Raw genomic sequence first — 21,511 nt, 5'->3', positions numbered from 1 at the left:
CTTCCGATATTTGAGGCCCCGATTTTGAGTAGCGGCCGCTACCTTGGGGCGTGAGGAAACCCCGTCCATTTAGGGCGGGGATCAAAATCACCGGGGATGTAGCAGAGGTGTTCCAACCAAGCAATACGCTATAGCGGTAACAGTTTTATCCACAAATTATTATTTTTCATACACTTAACCCAACTGCGACCCTTTGGACCGATTGGGGCAGTTGAAAAATGTTACGAATATGCAGGTTTTTGCGATTCCTGTGACCTTTTTCCCGCATTTTTTCCGTTCAAAATGCGCCGGACTGTCATGCAGGCTTTAACAAACCATCCAACGCTTTGATTGGGCGCTTCGCTGTGTCTTTGGTAACGCTTCCGCTAGGCGGGCGAATGAGTTTACTGGCCTCAACCATAAGCACACCTCCGGCCATGACGGTTGGGATGCGTTGCCCAGTCTTCTCGATCAGGCTGCCCGATTTTAGCCAGAACCTACGGAACGAAGGCGGCAGGTAAAGCGCCGAGCAATGGTTTTCAGGGACGAAGTGGTGCGCGCGCAATTGGTTTTCCAACTGGGTAGTTGAATAGGGCTGCCCAAAGCCAAACGGCGTCCGGTCTGAGCGCGACCAAAGCCCGGCCCGGTTCGGTACGACAAATAGCACACGCCCTCCGGGCCCCAGAACGCGCCAGCATTCTTCCAGCAATTGGCTGGGTCGGTTTGAATTTTCCAAACCATGCATCACCACCAGTTTATCCACATGGCCAGTTTCGATTGGCCACATCGTCTCTTCGGTCAGAACGGAAACATTGGGCATCCCCGCAGGCCATGGCATTACACCCTGCGGACCAGGCATAAGACCAATCACACGGCGCGCATCTTTGAGGTAAGGCCGCAATAAAGGTACGGCAAAACCAAATCCGACCACAGTTTGCCCCTTGGCTTCGGGCCAAAGATCCACCAACCGACCACGGATCGCTGCCTGGGCCGCGCGACCCAGGGTGCTGCGATAGTAGAAATTCCTCAGATCCTGCACATCAAGATGCATTGCGGACACCCGGTCAATCGGCTTAGCTGGGCGCAGTCTAGCAATGAAAGGGCAAAAGGCCATGCCTCTTGAGATCGTTACCATTCCTTGCCTCAGCGATAATTACGCCTTTCTCGCCCATGATCCGGCCAGCGGTGAGACTGCCTTGATCGATGCGCCAGAGGCAGCTCCGATTCTGGCCGAACTGGATTCGCGCGGCTGGCAGCTAAGCCATGTGTTGCTGACCCATCATCATTGGGATCATGTGGACGGGCTGGGCGACATTCTGGCGAAACAGCCCGCGCGTGTGATCGGCGCAAAAGCAGATGAGCATCGGTTGCCAAAACTCGATCAGGCGGTGGTTGAAGGTGACACTTTTTATGTCGGCGGTGAGCCGGTCGAGGTTCTTGATGTGTCCGGGCACACAATTGGGCACATTGCATTCTACATGCGCCAAACTGGCGTTGTATTCACCGCTGACAGCCTGATGGCGCTGGGATGTGGGCGATTGTTCGAGGGCACGCCTGCGCAAATGTGGGCCTCTCTCAGCAAGTTGGCGGCCCTGCCCGATGAAACAATCGTGTGCTCAGGCCACGAATACACACAGGCAAACGCCAAGTTCGCCCTGACCATCGATCCCGACAACCCAGCCTTGCTTGACCGCGTGGCCGATATTAATCGCGCCCGCGCTGCCGGAGAACCCACTGTGCCTTCGCTTTTAGGCCTGGAAAAGGCGACAAATCCGTTTCTAAGGGCCACTGATCCGGCGATTCAGGCCCATCTGGGCATGGAAAACTCTGATCCCGTGTCCGTATTCGCCGAAATTCGAGCCCAAAAAGACAGCTTTTAACCCGTTTCAAGCCCCAATCACGGCCACGGTCACAACAAATGTGACTGTCAAGTGAAAGAAAACCCTTGAAGCCGGGGCGGGATCAACCAAACTCTAATAGTATGAGGACATGGTTGGGATGGGGATCCGGCCTGCAGCCCGCCCCCTTCCGGCCCAATACAGAGGAGCACCCGCGTGCCTTCATTCTCGAGCACACTTGAACAAGCCATCCACGCGGCCCTTGCGGCGGCGAATGAACGGCGACATGAATTCGCAACGCTAGAGCATCTGCTCCTGGCGCTGTTGGAAGAACCCGATGCGGTGCGCGTCATGAAAGCGTGCAGCGTCGATCTGGACGAGTTACGCAGCACCTTGGTCGAATTCATCGACGAAGATCTGTCAAACCTCGTCACTGATATCGACGGGTCAGAAGCAGTACCGACTGCAGCCTTCCAGCGTGTCATTCAGCGCGCCGCGATCCACGTTCAAAGCTCTGGCCGCACAGAGGTGACCGGGGCCAATGTATTGGTGGCCATCTTCGCCGAACGTGAAAGCAACGCAGCCTATTTCCTGCAAGAGCAGGACATGACCCGTTATGACGCGGTAAACTTCATCGCACATGGTGTGGCCAAAGACCCGGCCTATGGAGAGAATCGTCCTGTAACGGGTGCTGATGAAGCCGAAGAAGAGGCTCAGACGACATCTGGTGACGCCGAGCAAAAAGAAAGTGCGCTTGGCAAATATTGCGTTGATCTGAACGCCAAATCACGCGCCGGTGATGTAGATCCGCTGATCGGACGCTCGGACGAGGTTGAACGCTGTATTCAGGTGCTGTGTCGCCGGCGCAAGAACAACCCGTTGCTGGTAGGTGACCCCGGTGTCGGCAAAACCGCCATCGCCGAAGGTCTGGCGCATAAGATCGTTGCGGGCGAGGCCCCGGACGTGTTGTCGGAAACCACCATCTACTCGCTCGATATGGGTGCCCTGCTTGCGGGAACTCGCTATCGCGGCGATTTCGAAGAGCGTCTGAAAGCGGTTGTGACCGAATTGGAAGAGCACCCTGATGCAGTTCTCTTCATCGACGAGATTCACACTGTGATCGGAGCGGGTGCAACCTCGGGCGGAGCGATGGATGCGTCGAACCTGCTGAAGCCAGCGCTTCAGGGTGGCAAACTGCGCACCATGGGCTCGACCACGTATAAAGAGTTCCGTCAGCATTTCGAAAAAGACCGCGCGCTGAGCCGCCGATTCCAGAAAATCGACGTGAACGAGCCGTCGGTCGAGGACAGTGTCAAAATTCTGCGCGGTCTGAAACCATATTTCGAAGAGCATCACTCGATCAAATATACTGCCGACGCGATCAAGACAGCTGTCGAATTGTCGGCGCGCTATATCAACGACCGCAAACTGCCCGACAAGGCCATCGACGTGATCGATGAGGCCGGGGCAGCGCAGCACCTGCTGGCCGAAAGCAAACGTCGCAAGACCATCGGCGTCAAAGAGATCGAGGCGGTGGTTGCCAAGATTGCGCGTATCCCACCCAAGAACGTCACCAAGGATGATGCCGAGGTTCTGAAAGATCTCGAAACCTCGCTGAAACGCGTGGTGTTTGGTCAGGATGAAGCGATCGAAGCGCTGTCCAGTGCGATCAAACTGGCGCGCGCCGGTCTGCGTGAGCCAGAAAAACCCATCGGCAACTATCTGTTCGCTGGCCCCACCGGTGTTGGCAAAACAGAGGTGGCGAAACAGTTGGCCGACACGCTTGGTGTTGAACTGCTGCGTTTCGACATGTCGGAATACATGGAGAAACACGCAGTCAGTCGCCTGATCGGTGCGCCTCCGGGATATGTGGGATTTGATCAGGGTGGTTTGCTGACCGATGGTGTCGACCAGCATCCGCATTGCGTATTGCTGTTGGATGAAATTGAAAAAGCACACCCGGACGTGTTCAACATTCTGTTGCAGGTGATGGACCACGGCGAGCTGACCGACCACAATGGCCGGACGGTGAATTTCCGCAACGTGGTCCTGATCATGACATCGAACGCAGGTGCGCAGGAGCAGGCGAAAGCCGCCATCGGCTTTGGCCGCGACCGGCGCGAAGGTGAGGATACCGCAGCGATCGAACGTATGTTCACGCCGGAGTTCCGCAACCGCCTGGACGCCGTGATCTCATTCGCGCCGCTGCCGAAAGAGGTCATTTTGCAGGTCGTTGAGAAGTTTGTCCTGCAGCTGGAAGCACAGTTGCTGGATCGTGGCGTAACCATCGATCTGACACCGCGTGCCGCCGAATGGCTGGCCGACAAGGGCTATGATGACAAGATGGGTGCGCGTCCTCTAGGCCGTGTCATTCAGGAGCACATCAAGAAACCTCTCGCCGAGGAACTGCTATTCGGCAAACTGGCCAAAGGCGGCGTGGTCCGTATCTCGATGAAGAAGGGCGAGCTGAACCTGGAAATCCTGGGCCCCGATCAGCCCCGCATTCCGGGCGACAAGCCCCCGCTTTTGACAGCGGACTAACCCACGGCTTCTATAACGAAAAACGCCCACCTTTTCGGTGGGCGTTTTTCATTTTTGGCAGGTAATCCAAGTTGGTTCGTACCAGCCTTATCGCTCTGTCAGCTTCAACTCGATCCGACGATTCTGGGCGCGCGCTTCGGGTGTGTCGGCGGGATTAACAGGCTGGAATTCTCCGAACCCGTTTGCCGCCAAGCGATCAGGTGGAATGCCCAGTGCGTCAACCATGTAGCGCACCACAGAAAGGGCACGACCCTGGCTGAGCTCCCAGTTGTCGCGATATCGTCCGCTGCCTGCAAGTGGCACATTATCGGTATGCCCATCGACACGGATGACCCAGTTCAGCCCCTCGGGTATTTCGGCGGCAACGCTTCGCAGGATATTGGCAACTTTGGCAACCTCCTGACGGCCTTCCGCGGACAGGTTTGCGGACCCGGTGGCAAACAGCACCTCCGACGAGAACACGAAGCGGTCGCCCTCAATGCGCACACCATCCTGATCACCCAGCACATCGCGCAGTCGCCCGAAGAATTCCGAGCGATAGCGCTGCAAATCCTCGGCCTGTGCGGCTAGTTCCTGATTTTGGCCCGCCAGTTTCTCGGCCTCGGCTTCCAGCCGAATACGTTCAGCCTCTTCCAGCAGTCGGCGACGGCGTTCTTCCGAGGCTGCGCGCGCTAGAGCGGCATTCAGATCCTGGCCCAGCGTCTGTATCTGGATCTCGGCGGCGGTATTACGTTCTTCGTAATCGTCTAACAAAGCCTGCAGCGATCCCAACTGGCTGCGCAGGGCTGCCATCTGCTGATTAAGCAGCGCGGTCTGACGTTGCGCTTCGGTCGAGATTTCCTGTTCCGATGCAAGCGCCTCTCGGGCGAGCGCCAGCAGCGCCGCGCGCTCTTCGGCCAGCGACCTCTGTTCGGCTGCATTTGCTTGCGCCTGGGTTTGGGCATCCAATGCGGCTTGCAATTGTGCCCTCAGTTCTTCGGCATTGATCTCACCAAACTGGCGCTCAAGCTCTGCCTTGGCAGCCTGTGCCGCAGCCAGCAAAGTCAGAGTGTCCTCGGCTTCCTTTCGCTGTGCTTCCAGCGCCAAGGTCATTGCCGTCAGTTCGGCATCTGCATTCTGCAGACGATCACGCAACGCCTCAGCAGCGGCGGCTTCGGCCAGGCGCGCGGCCTCTTCCTCGGTCAGTTGCTGTTCTAGCTCGGATATCTGAGCTGCCTGTGCATCTTCGCTGGTTTCAAGTTCGGCGACGAGAGCTTCAAGTGCTTCGCGTCGAGCCGCGGCAAGGCGGGCGGCTTCGGCCTGTGCGTCGATTTCTTGTCTGCTTTGAGCAAGTGCCAAATTCAAGGCATCTTGTTCATTTAGCAACTCATCGCGTTGCGTTTCTAGCGCGGCGATATCCCCCTGCGCACGCGCCTGATCAGCCAGCAAAGCCGCGACCTGTGCTTCAAAGTCGGTTATGCGGGTTTGTGCCTGCGCCAGATCGTCTTCGACCTGATTAAGCGTTGCATTCAAGTTCCCAAGACGCGCTTGAAGACGGCTGTTTTCCCGCTCTTCCAGCCCCAGCGCCCCGGCCAGAGCGGCGATTTCGTCGGACAGCGCAGTCAGTTCATCCTCTTGACCTGAAATGGTTTCGCGCAGCACAAATTGCACGACCATGAAGATGGTCAGCACAAAGGTCAGCACCATCAACAATCCCGTCATCGCATCCACGAAGCCGGGCCAGACCGAGCCCGAAAACCGTTGACCTGTGCGGCGGGACAGCGCCATGGGTTACTCTCCTTCCGGGGGGGTACGTACGGCGCCCCGTGGCAAAGTCAACGCTTTGACCAGCAGCTCAAAATCCTTGCGCAGTTCGTTCATGCTGTCCTGACGACCAGCGGAGATTTCTTCGAGTATACGCAGCAACTGAACATCCATCGACCGCAGGCGCATGCGGCTTTCCGCATCGATCCCCTCGCCCGCGCCATGTTCGCGCATGTGATCCAACAAAGCGTCCTGCCCCAGCGCCACACGTTCAAGCGCAGCCGTTACGCCTTCGGTCTGGGCCTGCCGCTGGTTCATTTCCCCGATGACATCGACCAAATGTCCCAGTTTGGTCGAGACGTTCGTGCGATCAACTTCTTGCGCCGAGAACATGTCCTGCAGTGCATCCATTTGTTCAGACATGGCGTCCAGTACTGGGGTCAGCACGGCCAGTTCCGCGCCGCCCTCATCGCCCGCAGCAAAGCCAACGCGGGTGATTGAGGACAACCATTCTTCCAATTCGCGATAGAACCGGTTCTGGCCATGGCCCGCGAATAGTTCCAGCAAACCGACGATCAAGGATCCGGCCAGACCCAGCAATGATGACCCAAAAGCAACGCCCATGCCCTGCAGCTGCGCTTCCAATCCGGTCATCAGACGGTTGAAAACGGCCAGACCTTCTTCACCTTCCTGCGGGTTCAGGCTGCGGATCGTATCAACGATGGCGGGGACAGTGGTGGCCAAACCAAAAAATGTCCCCAGTAGGCCAAGGTAGATCAGCACGTTGGTGATGTAGCGGGTGATCTCGCGCTCTTCTTCGACCCGTTCGGCGACGGAATCGAGGATCGATCGGGTAGAGCTAGAGCTGATCTGAGACCGCGCCCCGCGTTCCCTCAACAACGACGCCAGTGGGGCAAGCAGTTGCGGCGGGCGCACATCGTCACGTTCGACCCCTCCGGCAAAGGCTTCGATCCAACGAACCGATCCGATCAGCTGTGTGACCTGCAGAAAACAGGCAGCGACACCGATGACAAAGACCAGCAAAATGAACCCGTTAAGATACAGATTGGCCTGAATAACCGGCAGTACATATGGCAACGCCATGAACACGCCAAGTCCTGACAGCCCTATTGCGATCAGCATCATCAAAATCTGACGGATCGGTTGTGAGAAATGTGGTCTCACGCCCTGTTGTGCCTGCGCCATGCGCGTGGCTCCTGGTATTGTCTGCTCTGGGCTGAACCTATCGAAGTTCGCCCCGTGACGCCAAGAGTTTATGCGCTGATTGTCCGCACCCGTTGCGACAACCACTCAAGATCAGGGTCGTGCAGTCCGATCTCGGTCAAGTGCGAGGCAGTATTGTAGAGATATTCGGTATTTGGCCCACGTCCGCCAACCGCGTGGGCGATGATCTGAGCCTGCTCTTCCAATGGAAGACCGCCGCAATACTGAACGTGGTGAGCATCGATGACGTAAGTCACTGCATTTACGATCTGCCCGCAGTCCAGATGCACGTCCAGCATCCGCTCCAGATAGGCTGACGAGATCAGCTCACGCTCACGCAATTCAGCCAAAGTGCGCTCTTCGTGACCTGCCTCGACAGCAAGCGCCAATCCAGTGCAATGCGCGTCTGGCTGTTCGTCCAGCGCCAATACCAAACCGGGGTCTTCTTCCGTGCCGCGATGGTGGATAGAGCGCATGCAAAACGACCGCGCATATCCGTGCAACTTAGCGCGTTCGCTGCGTGCCACCGGAAAGCCCGGGTTCCACAGCAGCGATCCATATCCGAATACCCACATCGTCATTGCACTGGTCCTTGCCCGTTTGGCCCTATAAACATCAAATCCGAGGCAGGAAAAAGGGCCATTCATCATGCGCCGTCTGATACGCGTTTTCGTATTTATCGCCCTCGCGTGGAGCGCCTACTGGTTTGTCGCCGGTTATGGTCTGCGAAACGCCCTGACCGGTTGGTTTGACCGGCAGCAAGAACTGGGCTGGCAGGCCGAATTCTCGGACGTGTCGACGGCAGGATATCCATTTCAGCACATCACACGCCTGAATAATCCCGCTTTGGCCGATCCGGTCAACGGAACGGCGTGGAGTGCGGACTGGGTCGAGTTCCAAAGCCCAGCAATCTGGCCCGGCCGCCAGATGCTGCGCTTTGCCAGTACGCCGCAGCGCCTTTCCTATTTCGACCAGACCACGACCGTTCAGGCCGAAGCGCTACAAGCCGAGTTGCAGCTCCAACCCGGTGTCGCGCTGGTGCTCGAGAAAATGGCGCTGACCTCAAAGCGCTGGCTGCTGACAACCGAAGGTGATCCGCAAGCCGGAGGCCAGTCGCTGAGCCTTGTGATGGAGCAATCTGGAGCGCCCGAAAGCTATGGGATTACCGCGAAGATCGACGGATTTACCCCCGGCGATGATCTGAGACGCCTGATGCGTTCAGCATCGACCCTGCCGCAATCGTTCGAAACGCTGGAAATGGATATGTTTGTCACTTTCGACAAACCCTGGGACCGCACCGCACTTGAGCAGCGTCGCCCCCAACCCGTTGCGATTGATCTGCGTTTGGCAGAAATGAAATGGGGTGAGCTGCGTCTGTTCGCCACCGGCGAACTGGAAGTTGACGAACAGGGCATTCCAACGGGTGAAATTGCGATGAAAGCCGAAAACTGGCGCGACATGATCGCGATGGCAAACGCCGCAGGTGCGCTGCCGGATCAGGCAGTCGATCCTGTGACCCGCGCATTGGGCTTCATGGCTGGACTGGGTGGCAACCCAAATGCGCTGGATTTACAGCTGAATTTCAGAGATGGGTTCGTCGCCTTGGGTCCGTTGCCCCTTGGTCCTGCCCCGAGACTGGTACTGCGTTAACGGCAATAGGTGCCGCTGCGGTAGCGCGCGGTGTCTAGGTGGAAATGATCCCGATGGAAGCGATCAGAGTTTGGTCCGAGAACCGTGCCAAATGGCCCACACGCGCCGCGCCATACCTTGGTCAGTTGCTTCTTGGACGGATTTTTGCGCCAGCCATTTAGAACCGTCACCACCTCACCATCGGCCATCTTGAAGCCCGAAATGTCGATGGCGCGCCCTTTACCATGCTCAGAGATCCGCGCCCCTTTACGGTTGTTACGTGTTCTGCAGGCGTAATGCGCGGCGACCTGTAGCTCGACCACCGGACCTCGGCGTTTGAACGTGGGCTTTACAGTTTTGTCGACCCAATTATTCAGCGCCTGTGCAGTGCCGCAATCCATCGTCGCTGGGCGGCTCAGCCCGACCCCCGATACTGAGGTGATTTGCACTGCATCCTTAATCCCGCAGGCTTTGATCTTGCCCTTCACACGTCCAACCGGCTTACCCTGAATATCGATATCGCCACAGACTGAACCCTTACGCAGCTTGCGTTTCTTAAGAAAGACGCGTTGTTCCAATTCTTCCGGGCGCACAAACGGGCGGATCGAATTCTCGGGCCCGAGCAATGGTAATTCAGCGGGACGGGCTGCAGCGGCCGTTACCTGCGGCGAAGCGGGCCGTAGCACAGGCCGGATGTTGGGGGTGACGATTGCCATCATCGCTTGGGTGGTTTCCGGGCGCGTCAACGGCACAATAGAAGTTTCAGGCGCCGCCGCATTTGCAGTCGTTGCCGCCAAAGCAACGCAGAAAATCAAATGGCTGCAACCGATCTTTCTCATGTCGATGTTTTTCCCCGCCCAAAATCTGGCGCATCCGTATCCTGGCCCGCATCAATGATGCCGCGGCGGATCGCCCGTGTGCGCGTAAAGTAGTCGAATAATTGCTCTCCGTCACCTGTTCGGATGGCCCGCTGTAGCGCAAAGAGCTCTTCCGTAAACCGGCCCAGAATCTCCAGCGTTGCGTCTTTGTTGGTCAGAAACACATCACGCCACATCGTCGGGTCCGAAGCCGCGATGCGAGTGAAATCGCGGAAACCAGCTGCCGAATACTTGATGACTTCGGTGTCTGTAACCCGCCGGAGATCATCCGCAACTCCCACCATCGTATAGGCAATCAGGTGAGGTGCGTGCGAGGTGACCGCCAGCACCAAATCATGATGCGCGGCGTCCATCTCATCGACATTCGATCCCAGACCCTCCCACAAAGCCCGCAGGCGAGCGATTGCATCCGGGTCGGAATCTTCGGCCGGCACCAACAGGCACCAACGGTTGTCGAACAGTTCGGCGAATCCCGATTCAGGCCCGGAATGCTCGGTCCCGGCCAGAGGGTGTGCCGGAATGAAATGAACGCTATCGGGTATGTGGGGTGAGACGGCGTCAATCACGTGACGCTTTACCGACCCCACGTCTGAAACGGTGGCACCGGATTTCAGAACCGGCGCAATCTGCTGCGCCACAGGTCCCATTGCACCAACGGGGACACACAAAACCACTAGATCAGCACCTTCGACCGCCTCTTCCGCGGTCTCGCAAACCCGGTCACAAAGGCCGATCTGGCGCGCCGTCTCGCGGGTTGCCTCGGATCGCGCATAGCCCGTCACTTCCCCCGCAAGCCCAGCCCGTTTGATCGCCCAGAACATGGACGATGCAATCAGGCCCAACCCGATCAGAGCAACACGGTCGTAAATCTGGCTCATACAGCGCCCCCTTTGAACGCAGTAATCGCTGCAACCACGCGACCGCAGGCGATTTCGTCGCCTACGGTGATCCGCAGCGCGTTTGGCAGGTTGTAGCCCGCGACCCGCCGCACGATCAAACCCTGCGTTTTCAAATAGTCATCGCAGGCTTCCGCCTCGGCCCTGTCAGCAAAACGGGCGAGGATGAAATTCGTGCATGACACATCGGATGAAACGCCGACCTTCGCCAGTTCATCAGACAACCAAATCCGGAGGCGTGCATTTTCAGACAGGCAGAACCGCAGATATTCCTCATCCCGCACGGCGGCCTCGGCCGCCGCGAGAGCCGTCAGCGATAGGTTGAACGGCTGACGAACGCGGTTCAGCACATCAATAATCTCTTTCGCCGCATAGCCCCAGCCAACGCGCATCCCACCTAGACCGTACACTTTCGAAAACGTCCGGGTCATGATGACATTGCTAAACCGGTCCACCAGCCCTGCGCCTCCATCGAAACCATCGACAAATTCGGCATACGCACCATCCAGCACCATCAGGCAATTGGCTGGCAATGCATCCGCCAACCTCTGCAATTCGGCGTCAGAGACCATGGTTGAAGTAGGATTTCCCGGATTGGTCACAAAGACAATCCGTGTCTGCCCAGTGACCGCGGCAAGGATGCTATCTACGTCTACACGGCGATCCCTCTCGGGCACCATGACCGGGGTCGCGCCAGCCATTCGCGCGATGATCGGATACATGGAGAATCCATGCTCGGTATATATCACCTCATCACCCGGACCAGCATAGGCCTGCGCCACGAACTGCAACACTTCATCACTGCCGACACCGCAGATGACCCGATTGGCATCCAGTCCGTGCCGTTCAGAAATTGCGGCGCGCAGGCTGGCATGATCGGTGCTGGGATAACGATGCAGCGAAACGGCACTTTCGCGCACCGCTTCGATCGCCTTGGGACTTGGCCCAAATGGGTTTTCGTTGGAACTCAGCTTGATGACATCCGCAACACCGTCAACATGCGACTGTCCGCCCTGATACAGCGCGATGTCCATTATGCCGGGTTGAGGTGTGATCTGGTTCATGAGGGGCTCCACTAGCTTGGCCCCTCATACCTTTCTCAACGGGTTGAGAAAAGCGGCAATTATCTTACGCCGCTTTGAAGCGCGCCGTCGCCGGATCGGCATTGTAGAATGGGACGAACTCCTCGGTCCGGCGCGACAGCTCGTTAACGCTGTCGATAATGAACTGAACGGTCTCTTCGCTCATGAGGTAAGAGAAATTCAACCGCACCCAACCCGGTTTCTTCATTTCCTCACCCTCCGACAGGGCCGCATGCAATTCTTCCGACGTTGCCCGATCAATGCCCAGCAAACGATGCGCATAGGGTCCGGCACAGGCACAGCCGCCACGTGCCTGGATGCCGTAGATATCGCTGAGCATCCGGGTAAACAGCTGCTGATGCACCGGCTGCCCATTCCGATCACACACGAGGAACGAGAATATCGGCAGGCGGTGTGCATTCTCGGCACCTAGCAATGTCAGATGTGGGTTGTCGGACCACCCATCCAACGCCATGCGGTTACACTGCGCCTCACGCTGTGCGATTTCATCCGTTCCGACCGCATCCTTGACAATGAAGGCCAGGGCCGCGCGAATGTCTCCGATCACATTTGGTGTACCCGCCTCTTCTCGTGTCGCGAGATCGGCGCTGTAGTCGTGCCGCCAAGGCGAGACAAAGCTGACAGTCCCACCGCCGGGCCAACTCGGACACGTCCGCTTCACAGCGCATTGGTTAACGACCAGAACACCCGACGCCCCCGGCCCACCCGGAAACTTATGCGGAGAGACAACGATCGCGTCCTTCCGCGCATCTTCCGGCCCCATGTCCATTGGCAAATAAGGTCCACCACCCGCATAGTCCCATACCGCAAGCGCACCATGCTCTTTCAGCATCCGCGTCACTGGATCAGGGTCGGTGATGATGCCGGTGACGTTTGACGCCGCTGAGAATGACCCAATCACAAGATCGGAATCTGCGTGCTCTACCAGTGCCGCCTTTAGCACCTGCATATCGGGACCGCCGTCAACGGCTTCTGGAATCTCGATCACCCGCGCCTTGCTTTCACGCCACGGCAGAATGTTCGAATGATGCTCATACGGACCGATCAAAACGACCGGCTGATTAGCCTCTTGCACTCCCAGCAGACTAACCAGCCGGTTAAGACCCGCTGTAGCGCCAGACCCGGTAAAGATCACCGCGTCCTCTTCCTTGGCGCCAACTATGCGGGCGATCTCGGCCCGCGCCTCGCGGCGCAAACGGGTTATATAGGAACCGCAATAGGAGGCTTCGGTGTGGCTGTTGGCATAGAACGGCAACACATGCTCGGCCACGAAATTTTCGACCTGTCGCAACGCGCGACCCGAGGCAACGTAGTCCGCATACACAAGCGGCACGTCCCCATGCAGACCCGGGATGAGTACCCCCTCACCGATCAGCCCATCACGCAGAGTATTTCCGTGAGCAGCAGATTGAATTTCTGCGCGAAAGTTGGACAAGGTCATAACACAGGCTCCATATTGCTAACTCCAATATGATTGATCCATCCTGTGGAAACCTCACAATTTTATGCTTTATGTGTCCGAGTTTTGTGTCATATGAGTTTATATGGAGAAAAAATTAGATCAAATTGACACGCGTCTTCTGAAGGAACTGCAAAAAGACGCAACACTTTCCCAGCGAGAATTGGCAGATAGGGTCGGCCTGTCCCAAAATGCCTGCTGGCGAAGAATAAAGGCCTTGAACGACGCGGGTGTCCTGCAAGGTTCTACGGCGCGCATCGCGCGTGAAAAGCTTGGGCTGAATCTGGTGGTTTTCGTCATGCTACGCACGCGCCACCACTCTGCCCAATGGTTGCAGGCCTTTCGCAGTCATGTCCTGACCATTCCTGAAGTGGTCGATTTCCATCGCATTGGCGGCGACTATGACTATCAACTCAAGGTCGTTACAGAAGATATGGCCTCTTACGACAAAGTCTATCAACGCCTCATCGATAAGATCGAACTGGACAGCGTCACCTCCTATTTCGCAATGGAGGCCATTGCCGAAAGTCGCCCGCTTCCTATCTGATCCGCCTCTTCATCTGGCCAAATATATCTCGGGGGAGTCGCGCAGCGACTGGGGCAGAGCCCCATCAAAACAAAAAAGACCGCGCTGAAAGCGCGGCCCTTAAACTCAACAGGTCGGCGAAGATTAGTTCTTCGCGTAGAATTCGACGACCAGGTTCGGTTCCATCATAACCGGGTAAGGCACATCGCTCAGGCCCGGTGCACGCACGAAGGTCGCGGTCATTTTCGAGTGGTCGGCGTCGATGTAGTCAGGCACATCACGCTCGGCCAAGCCGACAGCTTCCAGGACAACGGCCAATTGCTTGGACTTGTCACGCACTTCGATAACGTCGCCTTCTTTGACGCGGTAGGACGGGATGTTGACCCGCTTGCCGTTCACTTTAACGTGGCCGTGGTTCACGAACTGACGTGCGGCGAACACGGTCGGAACAAACTTGGCGCGGTAAACAACGGCGTCCAGACGGCGCTCCAGCAGACCGATCAGGTTTTCACCGGTGTCGCCTTTGACACGCTCAGCTTCTGCATAGATGCGGCGGAACTGCTTCTCGGTCAGGTCGCCGTAGTAGCCTTTCAGCTTCTGCTTGGCACGCAGCTGCAGACCGAAGTCAGACAGTTTACCCTTGCGGCGCTGGCCATGCTGGCCGGGGCCGTATTCACGACGATTAACCGGGGATTTCGGACGACCCCAGATGTTTTCGCCCATCCGGCGGTCGATTTTGTACTTGGCAGACGTGCGTTTGGTCACGGCTGATCTCCTTCTTTAGATTGAGGCCCCGATGGGCCACTATGAAGGGCGTTGTCCTCTTGAGGTTTCCCCCATGACAGGCATCCCCTCGCGGGGGCCACCAACACCAATGAAGCCGCGCTTATATCCCTGCTTCAGCCAGAGTCAACACGCCAGAGCAAGCAAAGGGTAGGATTTCTGCTTAGAGTTGGAATCTTTCTGAGAAGTATCCGTTATTCAGCGGCCCAACCGGCAGTATTTGATAGACTTACCGGCACTGAACTTGCATTTGCACGAGCCGCCGGGAACACGACAACCTTGTCGTCATAACCGCTGTCAATCTCAACAGGTTCAATATGCGAAGCTGCCGAACTGACCCAGAAATCTTGATCAGGCTCAGGGTATCCATCCTCAAACACAAGCACCAGAGACGCTTCGTTCACCTCACGCACCAGCTCGGCAACGAAAGTCTGAGCCCCGTTTGACAACTCGATCTTGGCACTTTCGTTGATCTCGCCGGGGTTGGCGAAACTGGCTCCGGCCGCCAATATAGATCCAAGACCGGTGGAGCCTGCGTGCAGCGCAACTTGGTTTGCACTTGCGGCGAGTTGGACCCCTCGCCCCCTCCAGCACCAAGAACTGCCAACGCACAAGTGGGCCAAAGGCGCCGCCTCAAGCCCGTCAACTTCCGTCTGCGTCCAAAATATTGCTATTCGACCGTTATAACCGGTTCTCATCTGTCCGCCCGCACTTTTACTCATCCCACAAGTAACTGTGCTTATGTATCAACGAAAAAATGGGCGGAAAAGAGACCGAAATGCAGCAATCACGAAAATGTTGCTAAAGAACAGCCTCATATTGATACTTTTCGTCGAATGTTGGTGAACGTCTGGCGCACTGCGCTAGACTCTAGGCTCATTGAATTTCGGAGCCTGAAAATCTCTGCGAGTGCGATGGCTGATGGGAACACTTTCAGCCATCTTTCGTAGCGGGTTTCTACGCGGCTCCATTCCTTCAAGCGACCGAATATGATCTTGATGCAGTTTCGGCGCTTGAACCTGTGTTTGTCTTTTCGGACAGGCTTCTCGCGTGACTGTCTGCCGGGGAAGCATGGGCGTATCCCTTTGTCTTTCATAGCCTTTCGGAACCAGTCAGAATCGTAACCCCGATCAGCAATCATCCAATCGGCGGCTGGTAGGCTGCTTAGAAGTGCCCTGGCACCCGTGTAGTCACTGATCTGATCGACAGTTATGAAAGACCGGATTGGGTGGCCAGAAGCATCGCTGACGGCATGCAACTTGGCGCTCATTCCGCCGTTGGCACGCCCAATCAGGCACCAGCGCCCCTTTTTTCAACCGTAGGCTTGAAGCCATGCGATGTGCCTTCAGATACTTGCGCAGGCTCAATTGAACGCATGGCGTTCGCCTGCTCACTTTTATCATGATCGCCCTGTGATCGGAATGGTCCGAAGCCAGCCTTTCCATGATCCGTGCAAACACGCCGTTGTCGCTCTAACGTTTTTAGCAGTTGTAGAGCGTCTTGGGTGGGCCATACTCCTTCGGAGCATCGGACCAGCCCCGTATCGGACTAGCCGACCTTGAACTCGCTTTTCAATCGCTGCTACCGAAATTCACACTAAACGCTTGGCAATTCCGTTTGCGGTTGTTGCAAAAAATTGGCAATCACGCTGCCTTGTAATGGTTGAAAACTTCTGTGGTGCCATCCTTACCGATCAGGAAAACCGAATAGGCTTCCCGCTCACTCTCCGGCCCCATACCAGGTGAGCCATAGGGCATACCTGGCACTGTCAGCCCGACCGCATCAGGGCGTTCGGCCAACAAGCGCCGGATGTCCGCCGGGGGCACATGACCTTCTATGACATAGCCCTCGAGCAAGCCCGTGTGACAGGACGCCATCTCTTCTGGAATACCCTTGTTAGCTTTGTATTCAGACAAAGTCTCCCAGGAGGCATTCTGCACTTCCATCTCGAATCCTTCGCGTTGCATAATATCAATCCACGCGCCACAACACCCGCATGCGGGGTCCTTGAGAACCTTCACCAGCGGTTTGGTCGTTGCAAATGTAGGTGAAGCCAGGGCGATGCCGGAGGCGCTGAGGCCAGCCAGGAAAAGGCGTCGGTCAAGTTTCGTGGTGGTCATGTCATTTCCTTTCCGTGTTTACGCCTGCGCTGTGATATTCGGTCTTGTGACCGAAATCGCAGGCAAGTGCTATGATTTGTGTCAAGCGGGCGATCATGACCAGCCCTGTTTCTGTTCGCTTTCGGTGCATAGCGCACGCATGTCGCAACCGCTTGGATAAGATGAGCGCCAAGGCAAATACTGATAGTTTAGCCTCTCTTCCACGCATAATAATCTCCTGACGACCGCAGTGCATGCTCGAACAGAAACAATTTGAAAACCCGCACTTTCGGGACTTTGGATGTTAGGATATTTGTGGAGGAAGATTGGGCGTCAGAGGCGCTTGAGAATCATGGTTATCCGTGTCCATGTTACGGTTTCTCTGGCCATAAGCTTCCACCAAAACCGCAAGTCCTAATTGGGTCGGGTTTTCACCAACGCAACAGGTTCCAGTGTGGCATGCCCCGCCACAACTCACGCAGTCGTCCGCGCAATCTTGATCGGTGGTGGAATGAAAACGGCAATTGTTGTGTTTGAATTCTGATGCTTTTGACGCGATCGAAACGCCATTTTGTTTGTGGCTGTCTGCGATCTCAAAGTCGTTATTTGCAAAAGCAACAGAGCCGATGATTGTCACCGTAAAACAGACGCACACTAAAAGCGTTTCTCTTAAAACAGGGATCAACTCATTCACCGTACTGCGGACGTAGTGTGATCGTGGCAACGTGCTGACCCGAAGCCAACAAAACTACAATTGATAGTGCGGCGCGCACTAGAGAAGAGCGGATTGCCACGTCTGAAGAAAAAGATTGCCAAACTTGGAGGCAGATCAAACAACAAGGTTAACTACGCTTGGCCCAAGTTTTTTAGAATTGGACAGTCTGGGCGGTGGTCGCCAGCGCATTCTTCGATCAGATGAGACAGTGTTTCGTGCATCGCCTTCAGATCGGAAATCTTATCGTCGATCTCTTTCAGATTCTGTTTTGCAATTTCTTTCACGTCCGCGCTGGCACGTTCCTTGTCCTCGTACAACGCCAGTAGTGAACGACAATCCTCAATGGTAAAGCCCAATGAGCGGGCCCGCCCGATGAAAGCCAGCTTGTGCAGTTCCTTTTCGTCGAAATGGCGATACCCATTGAGGCTCCGCTTGGGTTTGATGAACCCGATATCCTCGTAATAGCGGATGGTTTTGGCAGGCAGACCCGAACGTTCTGCTACATCTCCGATATTCACAGCGGTTCTCCTATACTATCCAGCATGCACTGAACGCAGCGTTTGCTCGGTGTTCTGCGAGATCTGTTCTCGCCCAACTTTGATCGGCTTTACCCAGCGCAACCGCAGCGCATTGGTCAGGACAAATACGCTGGACAGCGCCATGGCACCTGCGGCCAAAACCGGCGACAGCAGCGGGCCGCCAAACGGATAAAGCACCCCTGCCGCAACCGGTATGAGCAGTGTGTTGTAGCCGAACGCCCAGAACAGGTTTTGGCGGATGTTACGCATGGTGCGCTGACTAATATCGAAGGCATTGACCACGCCCGTCAGGTCGCCTGACATCAGAACGACGTCAGCCGCTTCGATGGCAATGTCAGTGCCTGTCCCGATCGCAATTCCTACGTCAGCTGCCGCCAAAGCAGGCGCATCATTGATGCCATCACCCACAAAGGCCAGTTTTCCGCCATTTGAACGCAAATCCTGTAACGCGGATACTTTACCCTCGGGCAGAACTTCAGCCACGACATGATCGATGCCAAGCTGCGCTGCAATGGATTTGGCAGCAGCGGCATTGTCACCGGTGATCATCGCTACTTTCAGGCCCAGCCCGTGCAGAGCTTCGATTGCGTCCGGCGTGGTGGTTTTGATTGGGTCCGCCACAGCGATTACGGCCGCGATAGCCCCGTCTACGGCAGCATAAAGTGGAGTCTTTCCGTTGATTGCGAGTTCAGCGCCCCGATCAGAAAGCGCGCCCATTTCTACCCCTTCGCGACTCATCAGGCGGTCGGCCCCGATCAGGATTTTATGGCCTTCGACTGAGGCGCTTACCCCGTAACCGGTGATCGACGTGAAGTCTTCTGGCTTGGAAAGCTCCAGACCACGGGTTTCTGCTGCGCGCACGATGGCTGTGGCGATTGGATGTTCGGAAGTGACCTCAACAGCAGCAACAAGGTGCAGAACCTCGTCTTCGGTCATTCCTTCGGCCACAATCAGGTCGGTCAGCTCCGGACGCCCTTCGGTCAGGGTGCCCGTCTTGTCCACCGCAACAACGGTGGTTTCCTGCAGCATTTGCAAGGCATCGCCCTTTCGGAACAGGACGCCCATCTCGGCAGCGCGGCCAGTGCCGACCATGATGGAAGTAGGTGTGGCCAACCCCATGGCGCAGGGGCAAGCAATGATCAGTACCGCAACCCCGGCCACCAACGCCAGGCTAAGCGCGGGATCGGGTCCGAACAACATCCATACCAGCACTGTCACAACGGCCACTGCGATCACTACCGGCACAAACCACAGCGTGATGCGGTCGACCAGGCCTTGAATCGGAAGCTTGGCACCCTGTGCTTGTTCGACCATCTGAATGATCTGGGCCAACATAGTGTCTGCGCCGATCTTTTCAGCACGGTACGTCAATGCACCCGCGCCATTTACGGTCCCCCCAACCACAGTTGCGCCCTCGGTTTTTTCGACGGGAACCGGCTCTCCGGTGATCATGCTTTCATCGACATATGACGTGCCGGTCATTACGGCACCATCCACCGCGATTTTCTCGCCCGGTCGAACGTGCACAATATCACCTACAACAATCTGCTCAATCGGTAGCTCGACAACCGATCCGTCGCGCTCAATTCGCGCTGTTTTTGCCTGCAGACCGACCAGTTTTCGGATCGCTTCACCAGTTCGACCCTTGGCGCGCGCCTCGAGGAATCGCCCAAGCAATATAAGAACCACGATCACCGCTGCGGCCTCGTAGTAGACATTTGCGGTTCCGACCGGAAGAACACCCGGCGCAAAGGTCGAGATAAGCGAGAACCCATAGGCCGCCGAAGTGCCCAGAGCCACCAGAGAATTCATGTCCGGCGCGCCTCTGACCAAGGAAGGGAATCCCTTGGTGTAGAACTGCAAGCCTGACCCAAAAAGAACGATCGTGGTCAGAAGGAATTGCAGGTAATAGCTGTTCTGGATGCCGATGGTGCTCGCTATCAGGTGGTGCATGCCCGGAATAACATGCGAGCCCATTTCGAGAATGAATACCGGCAAAGCGAGCAAAGCGGCGAAGCTTGTTCGCCGCGCCAGATGGCTGATCTCTGCCGCTTTGCGGTCTTGTGGTTCGGTCTGCGTTGCGGATCGCAGGCTCGCCGGATAGCCGGCAGATGCCGCAAGCGCCGCGATTGCTTCGGGTGTTGTGACTCCCTCAGCAAAACGCACAGTTGCACTTTCAGTGGCCAGATTGACCGACGCGGACAAGACGCCGCCATCGGCTTCCAGGGCTCGTTCAACGCGCCCTACACAGGATGCGCAGGACATGTTCTGAATATCCAGAGTGACCTCTGCCGTCCGCGCCGGATATCCGGCGCGGTTTAACGCATCAGCAATGGCCGCTATATCGGCTGGATCGCGGAAATCGACCTGAACGCTTTCGCTGGCGAGATTAACCGAAGCGGCATCAACCCCTGGCACATCTTTCAATGCGCGCTCGACGCGCCCAACGCAGGAAGCACAGCTCATACCCTGAACCTGGAACCGCGCATGTGAATTTTCAGTCATATTGTCACCACATATGTTCTGCTGACAGGCAACATAAGGGTTCCAGCAAGTGGAAGGTCAAGGGATGAGGCTGACTTTCTTTCTCATCATTCATGACGACGCTAAGTATCCCGGATATGAGCTGCGGGCACCGCAAGTCAGTTATAGACAAAGCCATTGACACAGTAAGTTCCTCCGCAAAGTTGGACTTTGACATGAAAAACCGCAGGGTACGTGTCTTAAGCGCTAATCAACTTGATCATATCCTTGCAGCTCAGAGTCCGAGGGATGCGAAGCCACGGTCGCAACAGAAGCTTAGGGGCGCACATGCTGTCGCCCCTTGGTTCTATCTTGCGTCTCTGACTGCCTCGATTAGCCGGGTCATTTCATCTTCGGCGATCAGCCCCGGGGCAAGCGCATCTCCAATCACAAACGAAGGGGTGCCACTGAAGCCAAGCTGTCGGGCCAATTCCATGGACACCTGGATATGCGCGTCGACTTCCGGCGCCTCCATGTCTGCGCGCAATTGATCCTCGTCCAGGCCAAGTTCCCGAACAACTTTCAGGACACTGGCCTCAGTGGCACGACCGTTCAGAGCCATAAGCGCCCAATGAAATTCTTCATATTTTCCCTGATTACGTGAGGCAAGCGCGGCGCGAGCCGCGAAGTCGGAACCTTCTCCGAGTATGGGCCATTCTCGGTAAACAACTCGGACTTCGGAATCGCCTGCGATTACGTTTTTCAAGACCGGGGCCGCGCGTTTGCAATATGGGCAGTTATAGTCAAAAAACTCGACTACGGTTACATCACCTTCCGGGTTTCCGATGACAGGCGCATTCGGATCCTGTTCCAGCAATTCACGCTGATTTTCCAAGACGTTTCCAATGGCTTCGGCTTTTGCCTGATCTTCGTGCTGTTGAAGCAATTGAATCGCCTGCATGATGATTTCAGGGTTTTCCATAATGGCTTCCAGAGCCAGCCGTTTTACATCGGCGTCAGACAATTCGTCAGCACTCGCCATAGCAGCACCAATCGACATAGTGATGGCAATTAAGCCTGCAAAAAATCGTTTCAC

General features: G+C 56.3%; 19 protein-coding genes and 1 pseudogene. 4 read left to right on the top strand and 16 right to left on the bottom strand.

All coding sequences use genetic code 11. The features are described from left to right. Nucleotides 1-295: 295 nt before the first annotated feature. Nucleotides 296-1,030, bottom strand: a complete 735-nt coding sequence (locus tag ACR0CZ_RS06470) for a methyltransferase domain-containing protein (RefSeq protein WP_170392447.1) — start codon at nt 1,028-1,030, stop codon at nt 296-298. Between the two features lie 61 nt (nt 1,031-1,091). Between ACR0CZ_RS06470 and gloB the strand changes: the two genes are divergently transcribed. Further along, nucleotides 1,092-1,859: a hydroxyacylglutathione hydrolase gene (gene gloB, locus ACR0CZ_RS06465; RefSeq protein WP_170392449.1), complete on the top strand. Its 768-nt coding sequence runs from the start codon at nt 1,092-1,094 to the stop codon at nt 1,857-1,859. A gap of 174 nt (nt 1,860-2,033) precedes the next feature. Next, entirely contained in the window at nt 2,034-4,358 is a 2,325-nt protein-coding gene (gene clpA / locus ACR0CZ_RS06460) for an ATP-dependent Clp protease ATP-binding subunit ClpA (protein ID WP_170392451.1), read from the top strand. 87 nt (nt 4,359-4,445) lie between these two features. On the opposite strand, the gene ACR0CZ_RS06455 is transcribed toward clpA, so the two are convergent. From ACR0CZ_RS06455 to ACR0CZ_RS06445, 3 genes are all read right to left on the bottom strand, one after another. Next, nucleotides 4,446-6,125, bottom strand: a complete 1,680-nt coding sequence (locus ACR0CZ_RS06455; protein WP_170392453.1) for a peptidoglycan -binding protein — start codon at nt 6,123-6,125, stop codon at nt 4,446-4,448. Nucleotides 6,126-6,128: 3 nt separating this feature from the next. After that, nucleotides 6,129-7,307, bottom strand: coding sequence for a biopolymer transporter ExbB (locus tag ACR0CZ_RS06450; RefSeq protein ID WP_170392455.1), 1,179 nt, complete (start codon nt 7,305-7,307; stop codon nt 6,129-6,131). 68 nt (nt 7,308-7,375) lie between these two features. Continuing rightward, the gene (locus ACR0CZ_RS06445) at nt 7,376-7,906 is read right to left on the bottom strand and encodes a gamma-glutamylcyclotransferase (protein WP_170392457.1); all 531 of its coding nucleotides are present in this window, start codon (nt 7,904-7,906) and stop codon (nt 7,376-7,378) included. A gap of 67 nt (nt 7,907-7,973) precedes the next feature. On the opposite strand from ACR0CZ_RS06445, the gene ACR0CZ_RS06440 reads away from it, so the two are divergent. Then, nucleotides 7,974-8,975, top strand: coding sequence for a DUF2125 domain-containing protein (locus ACR0CZ_RS06440; RefSeq protein WP_170392459.1), 1,002 nt, complete (start codon nt 7,974-7,976; stop codon nt 8,973-8,975). Here ACR0CZ_RS06440 and ACR0CZ_RS06435 read toward each other — a convergent pair. The 4 genes from ACR0CZ_RS06435 to ACR0CZ_RS06420 all read right to left on the bottom strand — a co-directional run bounded on the left by ACR0CZ_RS06435 (nt 8,972) and on the right by ACR0CZ_RS06420 (nt 13,272). Beyond that, entirely contained in the window at nt 8,972-9,793 is an 822-nt protein-coding gene (locus tag ACR0CZ_RS06435) for an extensin family protein (protein ID WP_170392461.1), read from the bottom strand. The two genes, ACR0CZ_RS06440 and ACR0CZ_RS06435, sit on opposite strands and share 4 nt — an antisense overlap. Beyond that, entirely contained in the window at nt 9,790-10,710 is a 921-nt protein-coding gene (locus tag ACR0CZ_RS06430; RefSeq protein WP_480537022.1) for a prephenate/arogenate dehydrogenase family protein, read from the bottom strand. Before ACR0CZ_RS06430 ends, ACR0CZ_RS06435 begins: the two co-directional genes overlap by 4 nt. Further along, nucleotides 10,707-11,792 (bottom strand): histidinol-phosphate transaminase, encoded by a 1,086-nt coding sequence (gene hisC, locus ACR0CZ_RS06425; protein WP_170392463.1) that lies wholly within the window; start codon nt 11,790-11,792, stop codon nt 10,707-10,709. The genes ACR0CZ_RS06430 and hisC overlap by 4 nt, the downstream gene beginning before the upstream one ends. 64 nt (nt 11,793-11,856) lie before the next feature. Next, nucleotides 11,857-13,272, bottom strand: coding sequence for an aminotransferase class V-fold PLP-dependent enzyme (locus ACR0CZ_RS06420; RefSeq protein ID WP_170392464.1), 1,416 nt, complete (start codon nt 13,270-13,272; stop codon nt 11,857-11,859). Between the two features lie 103 nt (nt 13,273-13,375). Here ACR0CZ_RS06420 and ACR0CZ_RS06415 point away from each other — a divergent pair, with 103 nt between their 5' ends. After that, nucleotides 13,376-13,837, top strand: a complete 462-nt coding sequence (locus ACR0CZ_RS06415) for an Lrp/AsnC family transcriptional regulator (protein WP_170392465.1) — start codon at nt 13,376-13,378, stop codon at nt 13,835-13,837. 123 nt (nt 13,838-13,960) lie between these two features. Here ACR0CZ_RS06415 and rpsD read toward each other — a convergent pair whose 3' ends face one another. The 8 genes and pseudogenes from rpsD to ACR0CZ_RS06375 all read right to left on the bottom strand — a co-directional run bounded on the left by rpsD (nt 13,961) and on the right by ACR0CZ_RS06375 (nt 21,511). Continuing rightward, nucleotides 13,961-14,581 carry a 30S ribosomal protein S4 gene (gene rpsD / locus ACR0CZ_RS06410; protein WP_170392466.1) on the bottom strand — a complete coding sequence of 207 codons (621 nt, stop codon included), beginning with the start codon at nt 14,579-14,581 and terminating at the stop codon, nt 13,961-13,963. A gap of 212 nt (nt 14,582-14,793) precedes the next feature. Next, entirely contained in the window at nt 14,794-15,108 is a 315-nt protein-coding gene (locus ACR0CZ_RS06405; RefSeq protein ID WP_170392467.1) for a hypothetical protein, read from the bottom strand. 395 nt (nt 15,109-15,503) lie between these two features. Continuing rightward, nucleotides 15,504-16,134, bottom strand: a pseudogene (locus ACR0CZ_RS06400) (IS5 family transposase); the annotation flags it as partial. Nucleotides 16,135-16,242: 108 nt separating this feature from the next. Further along, entirely contained in the window at nt 16,243-16,719 is a 477-nt protein-coding gene (locus ACR0CZ_RS06395; protein WP_170392469.1) for a DUF411 domain-containing protein, read from the bottom strand. Nucleotides 16,720-17,002: 283 nt separating this feature from the next. Next, nucleotides 17,003-17,392, bottom strand: coding sequence for a hypothetical protein (locus tag ACR0CZ_RS06390; RefSeq protein ID WP_170465107.1), 390 nt, complete (start codon nt 17,390-17,392; stop codon nt 17,003-17,005). A gap of 152 nt (nt 17,393-17,544) precedes the next feature. Further along, nucleotides 17,545-17,931 (bottom strand): Cu(I)-responsive transcriptional regulator, encoded by a 387-nt coding sequence (gene cueR / locus ACR0CZ_RS06385; protein WP_170392471.1) that lies wholly within the window; start codon nt 17,929-17,931, stop codon nt 17,545-17,547. A 15-nt stretch (nt 17,932-17,946) separates the two neighbouring features. Continuing rightward, nucleotides 17,947-20,457, bottom strand: a complete 2,511-nt coding sequence (locus ACR0CZ_RS06380) for a heavy metal translocating P-type ATPase (protein ID WP_480537023.1) — start codon at nt 20,455-20,457, stop codon at nt 17,947-17,949. A 325-nt stretch (nt 20,458-20,782) separates the two neighbouring features. Next, nucleotides 20,783-21,511 carry a DsbA family protein gene (locus tag ACR0CZ_RS06375; protein ID WP_480503551.1) on the bottom strand — a complete coding sequence of 243 codons (729 nt, stop codon included), beginning with the start codon at nt 21,509-21,511 and terminating at the stop codon, nt 20,783-20,785.

The sequence above is a fragment of the Ruegeria sp. H9 genome, from assembly GCF_056532915.1.
The sequence above is the reverse complement of the archived record's forward strand: the minus strand, read 5'-3'. Positions and strand labels throughout refer to the sequence as shown.

Bases quoted from the DNA above. Each gene is read 5' to 3' on its own strand.
- ACR0CZ_RS06470 (WP_170392447.1), bottom strand. From the start codon at position 1,030: ATGCATCTTGATGTGCAGGATCTGAGGAATTTCTACTATCGCAGCACC.
- gloB (WP_170392449.1), top strand. From the start codon at position 1,092: ATGCCTCTTGAGATCGTTACCATTCCTTGCCTCAGCGATAATTACGCC.
- ACR0CZ_RS06455 (WP_170392453.1), bottom strand. From the start codon at position 6,125: ATGGCGCTGTCCCGCCGCACAGGTCAACGGTTTTCGGGCTCGGTCTGG.
- ACR0CZ_RS06450 (WP_170392455.1), bottom strand. From the start codon at position 7,307: ATGGCGCAGGCACAACAGGGCGTGAGACCACATTTCTCACAACCGATC.
- ACR0CZ_RS06445 (WP_170392457.1), bottom strand. From the start codon at position 7,906: ATGACGATGTGGGTATTCGGATATGGATCGCTGCTGTGGAACCCGGGC.
- ACR0CZ_RS06440 (WP_170392459.1), top strand. From the start codon at position 7,974: ATGCGCCGTCTGATACGCGTTTTCGTATTTATCGCCCTCGCGTGGAGC.
- ACR0CZ_RS06435 (WP_170392461.1), bottom strand. From the start codon at position 9,793: ATGAGAAAGATCGGTTGCAGCCATTTGATTTTCTGCGTTGCTTTGGCG.
- ACR0CZ_RS06430 (WP_480537022.1), bottom strand. From the start codon at position 10,710: ATGAGCCAGATTTACGACCGTGTTGCTCTGATCGGGTTGGGCCTGATT.
- hisC (WP_170392463.1), bottom strand. From the start codon at position 11,792: ATGAACCAGATCACACCTCAACCCGGCATAATGGACATCGCGCTGTAT.
- ACR0CZ_RS06420 (WP_170392464.1), bottom strand. From the start codon at position 13,272: ATGACCTTGTCCAACTTTCGCGCAGAAATTCAATCTGCTGCTCACGGA.
- ACR0CZ_RS06415 (WP_170392465.1), top strand. From the start codon at position 13,376: ATGGAGAAAAAATTAGATCAAATTGACACGCGTCTTCTGAAGGAACTG.
- ACR0CZ_RS06395 (WP_170392469.1), bottom strand. From the start codon at position 16,719: ATGACCACCACGAAACTTGACCGACGCCTTTTCCTGGCTGGCCTCAGC.
- ACR0CZ_RS06380 (WP_480537023.1), bottom strand. From the start codon at position 20,457: ATGACTGAAAATTCACATGCGCGGTTCCAGGTTCAGGGTATGAGCTGT.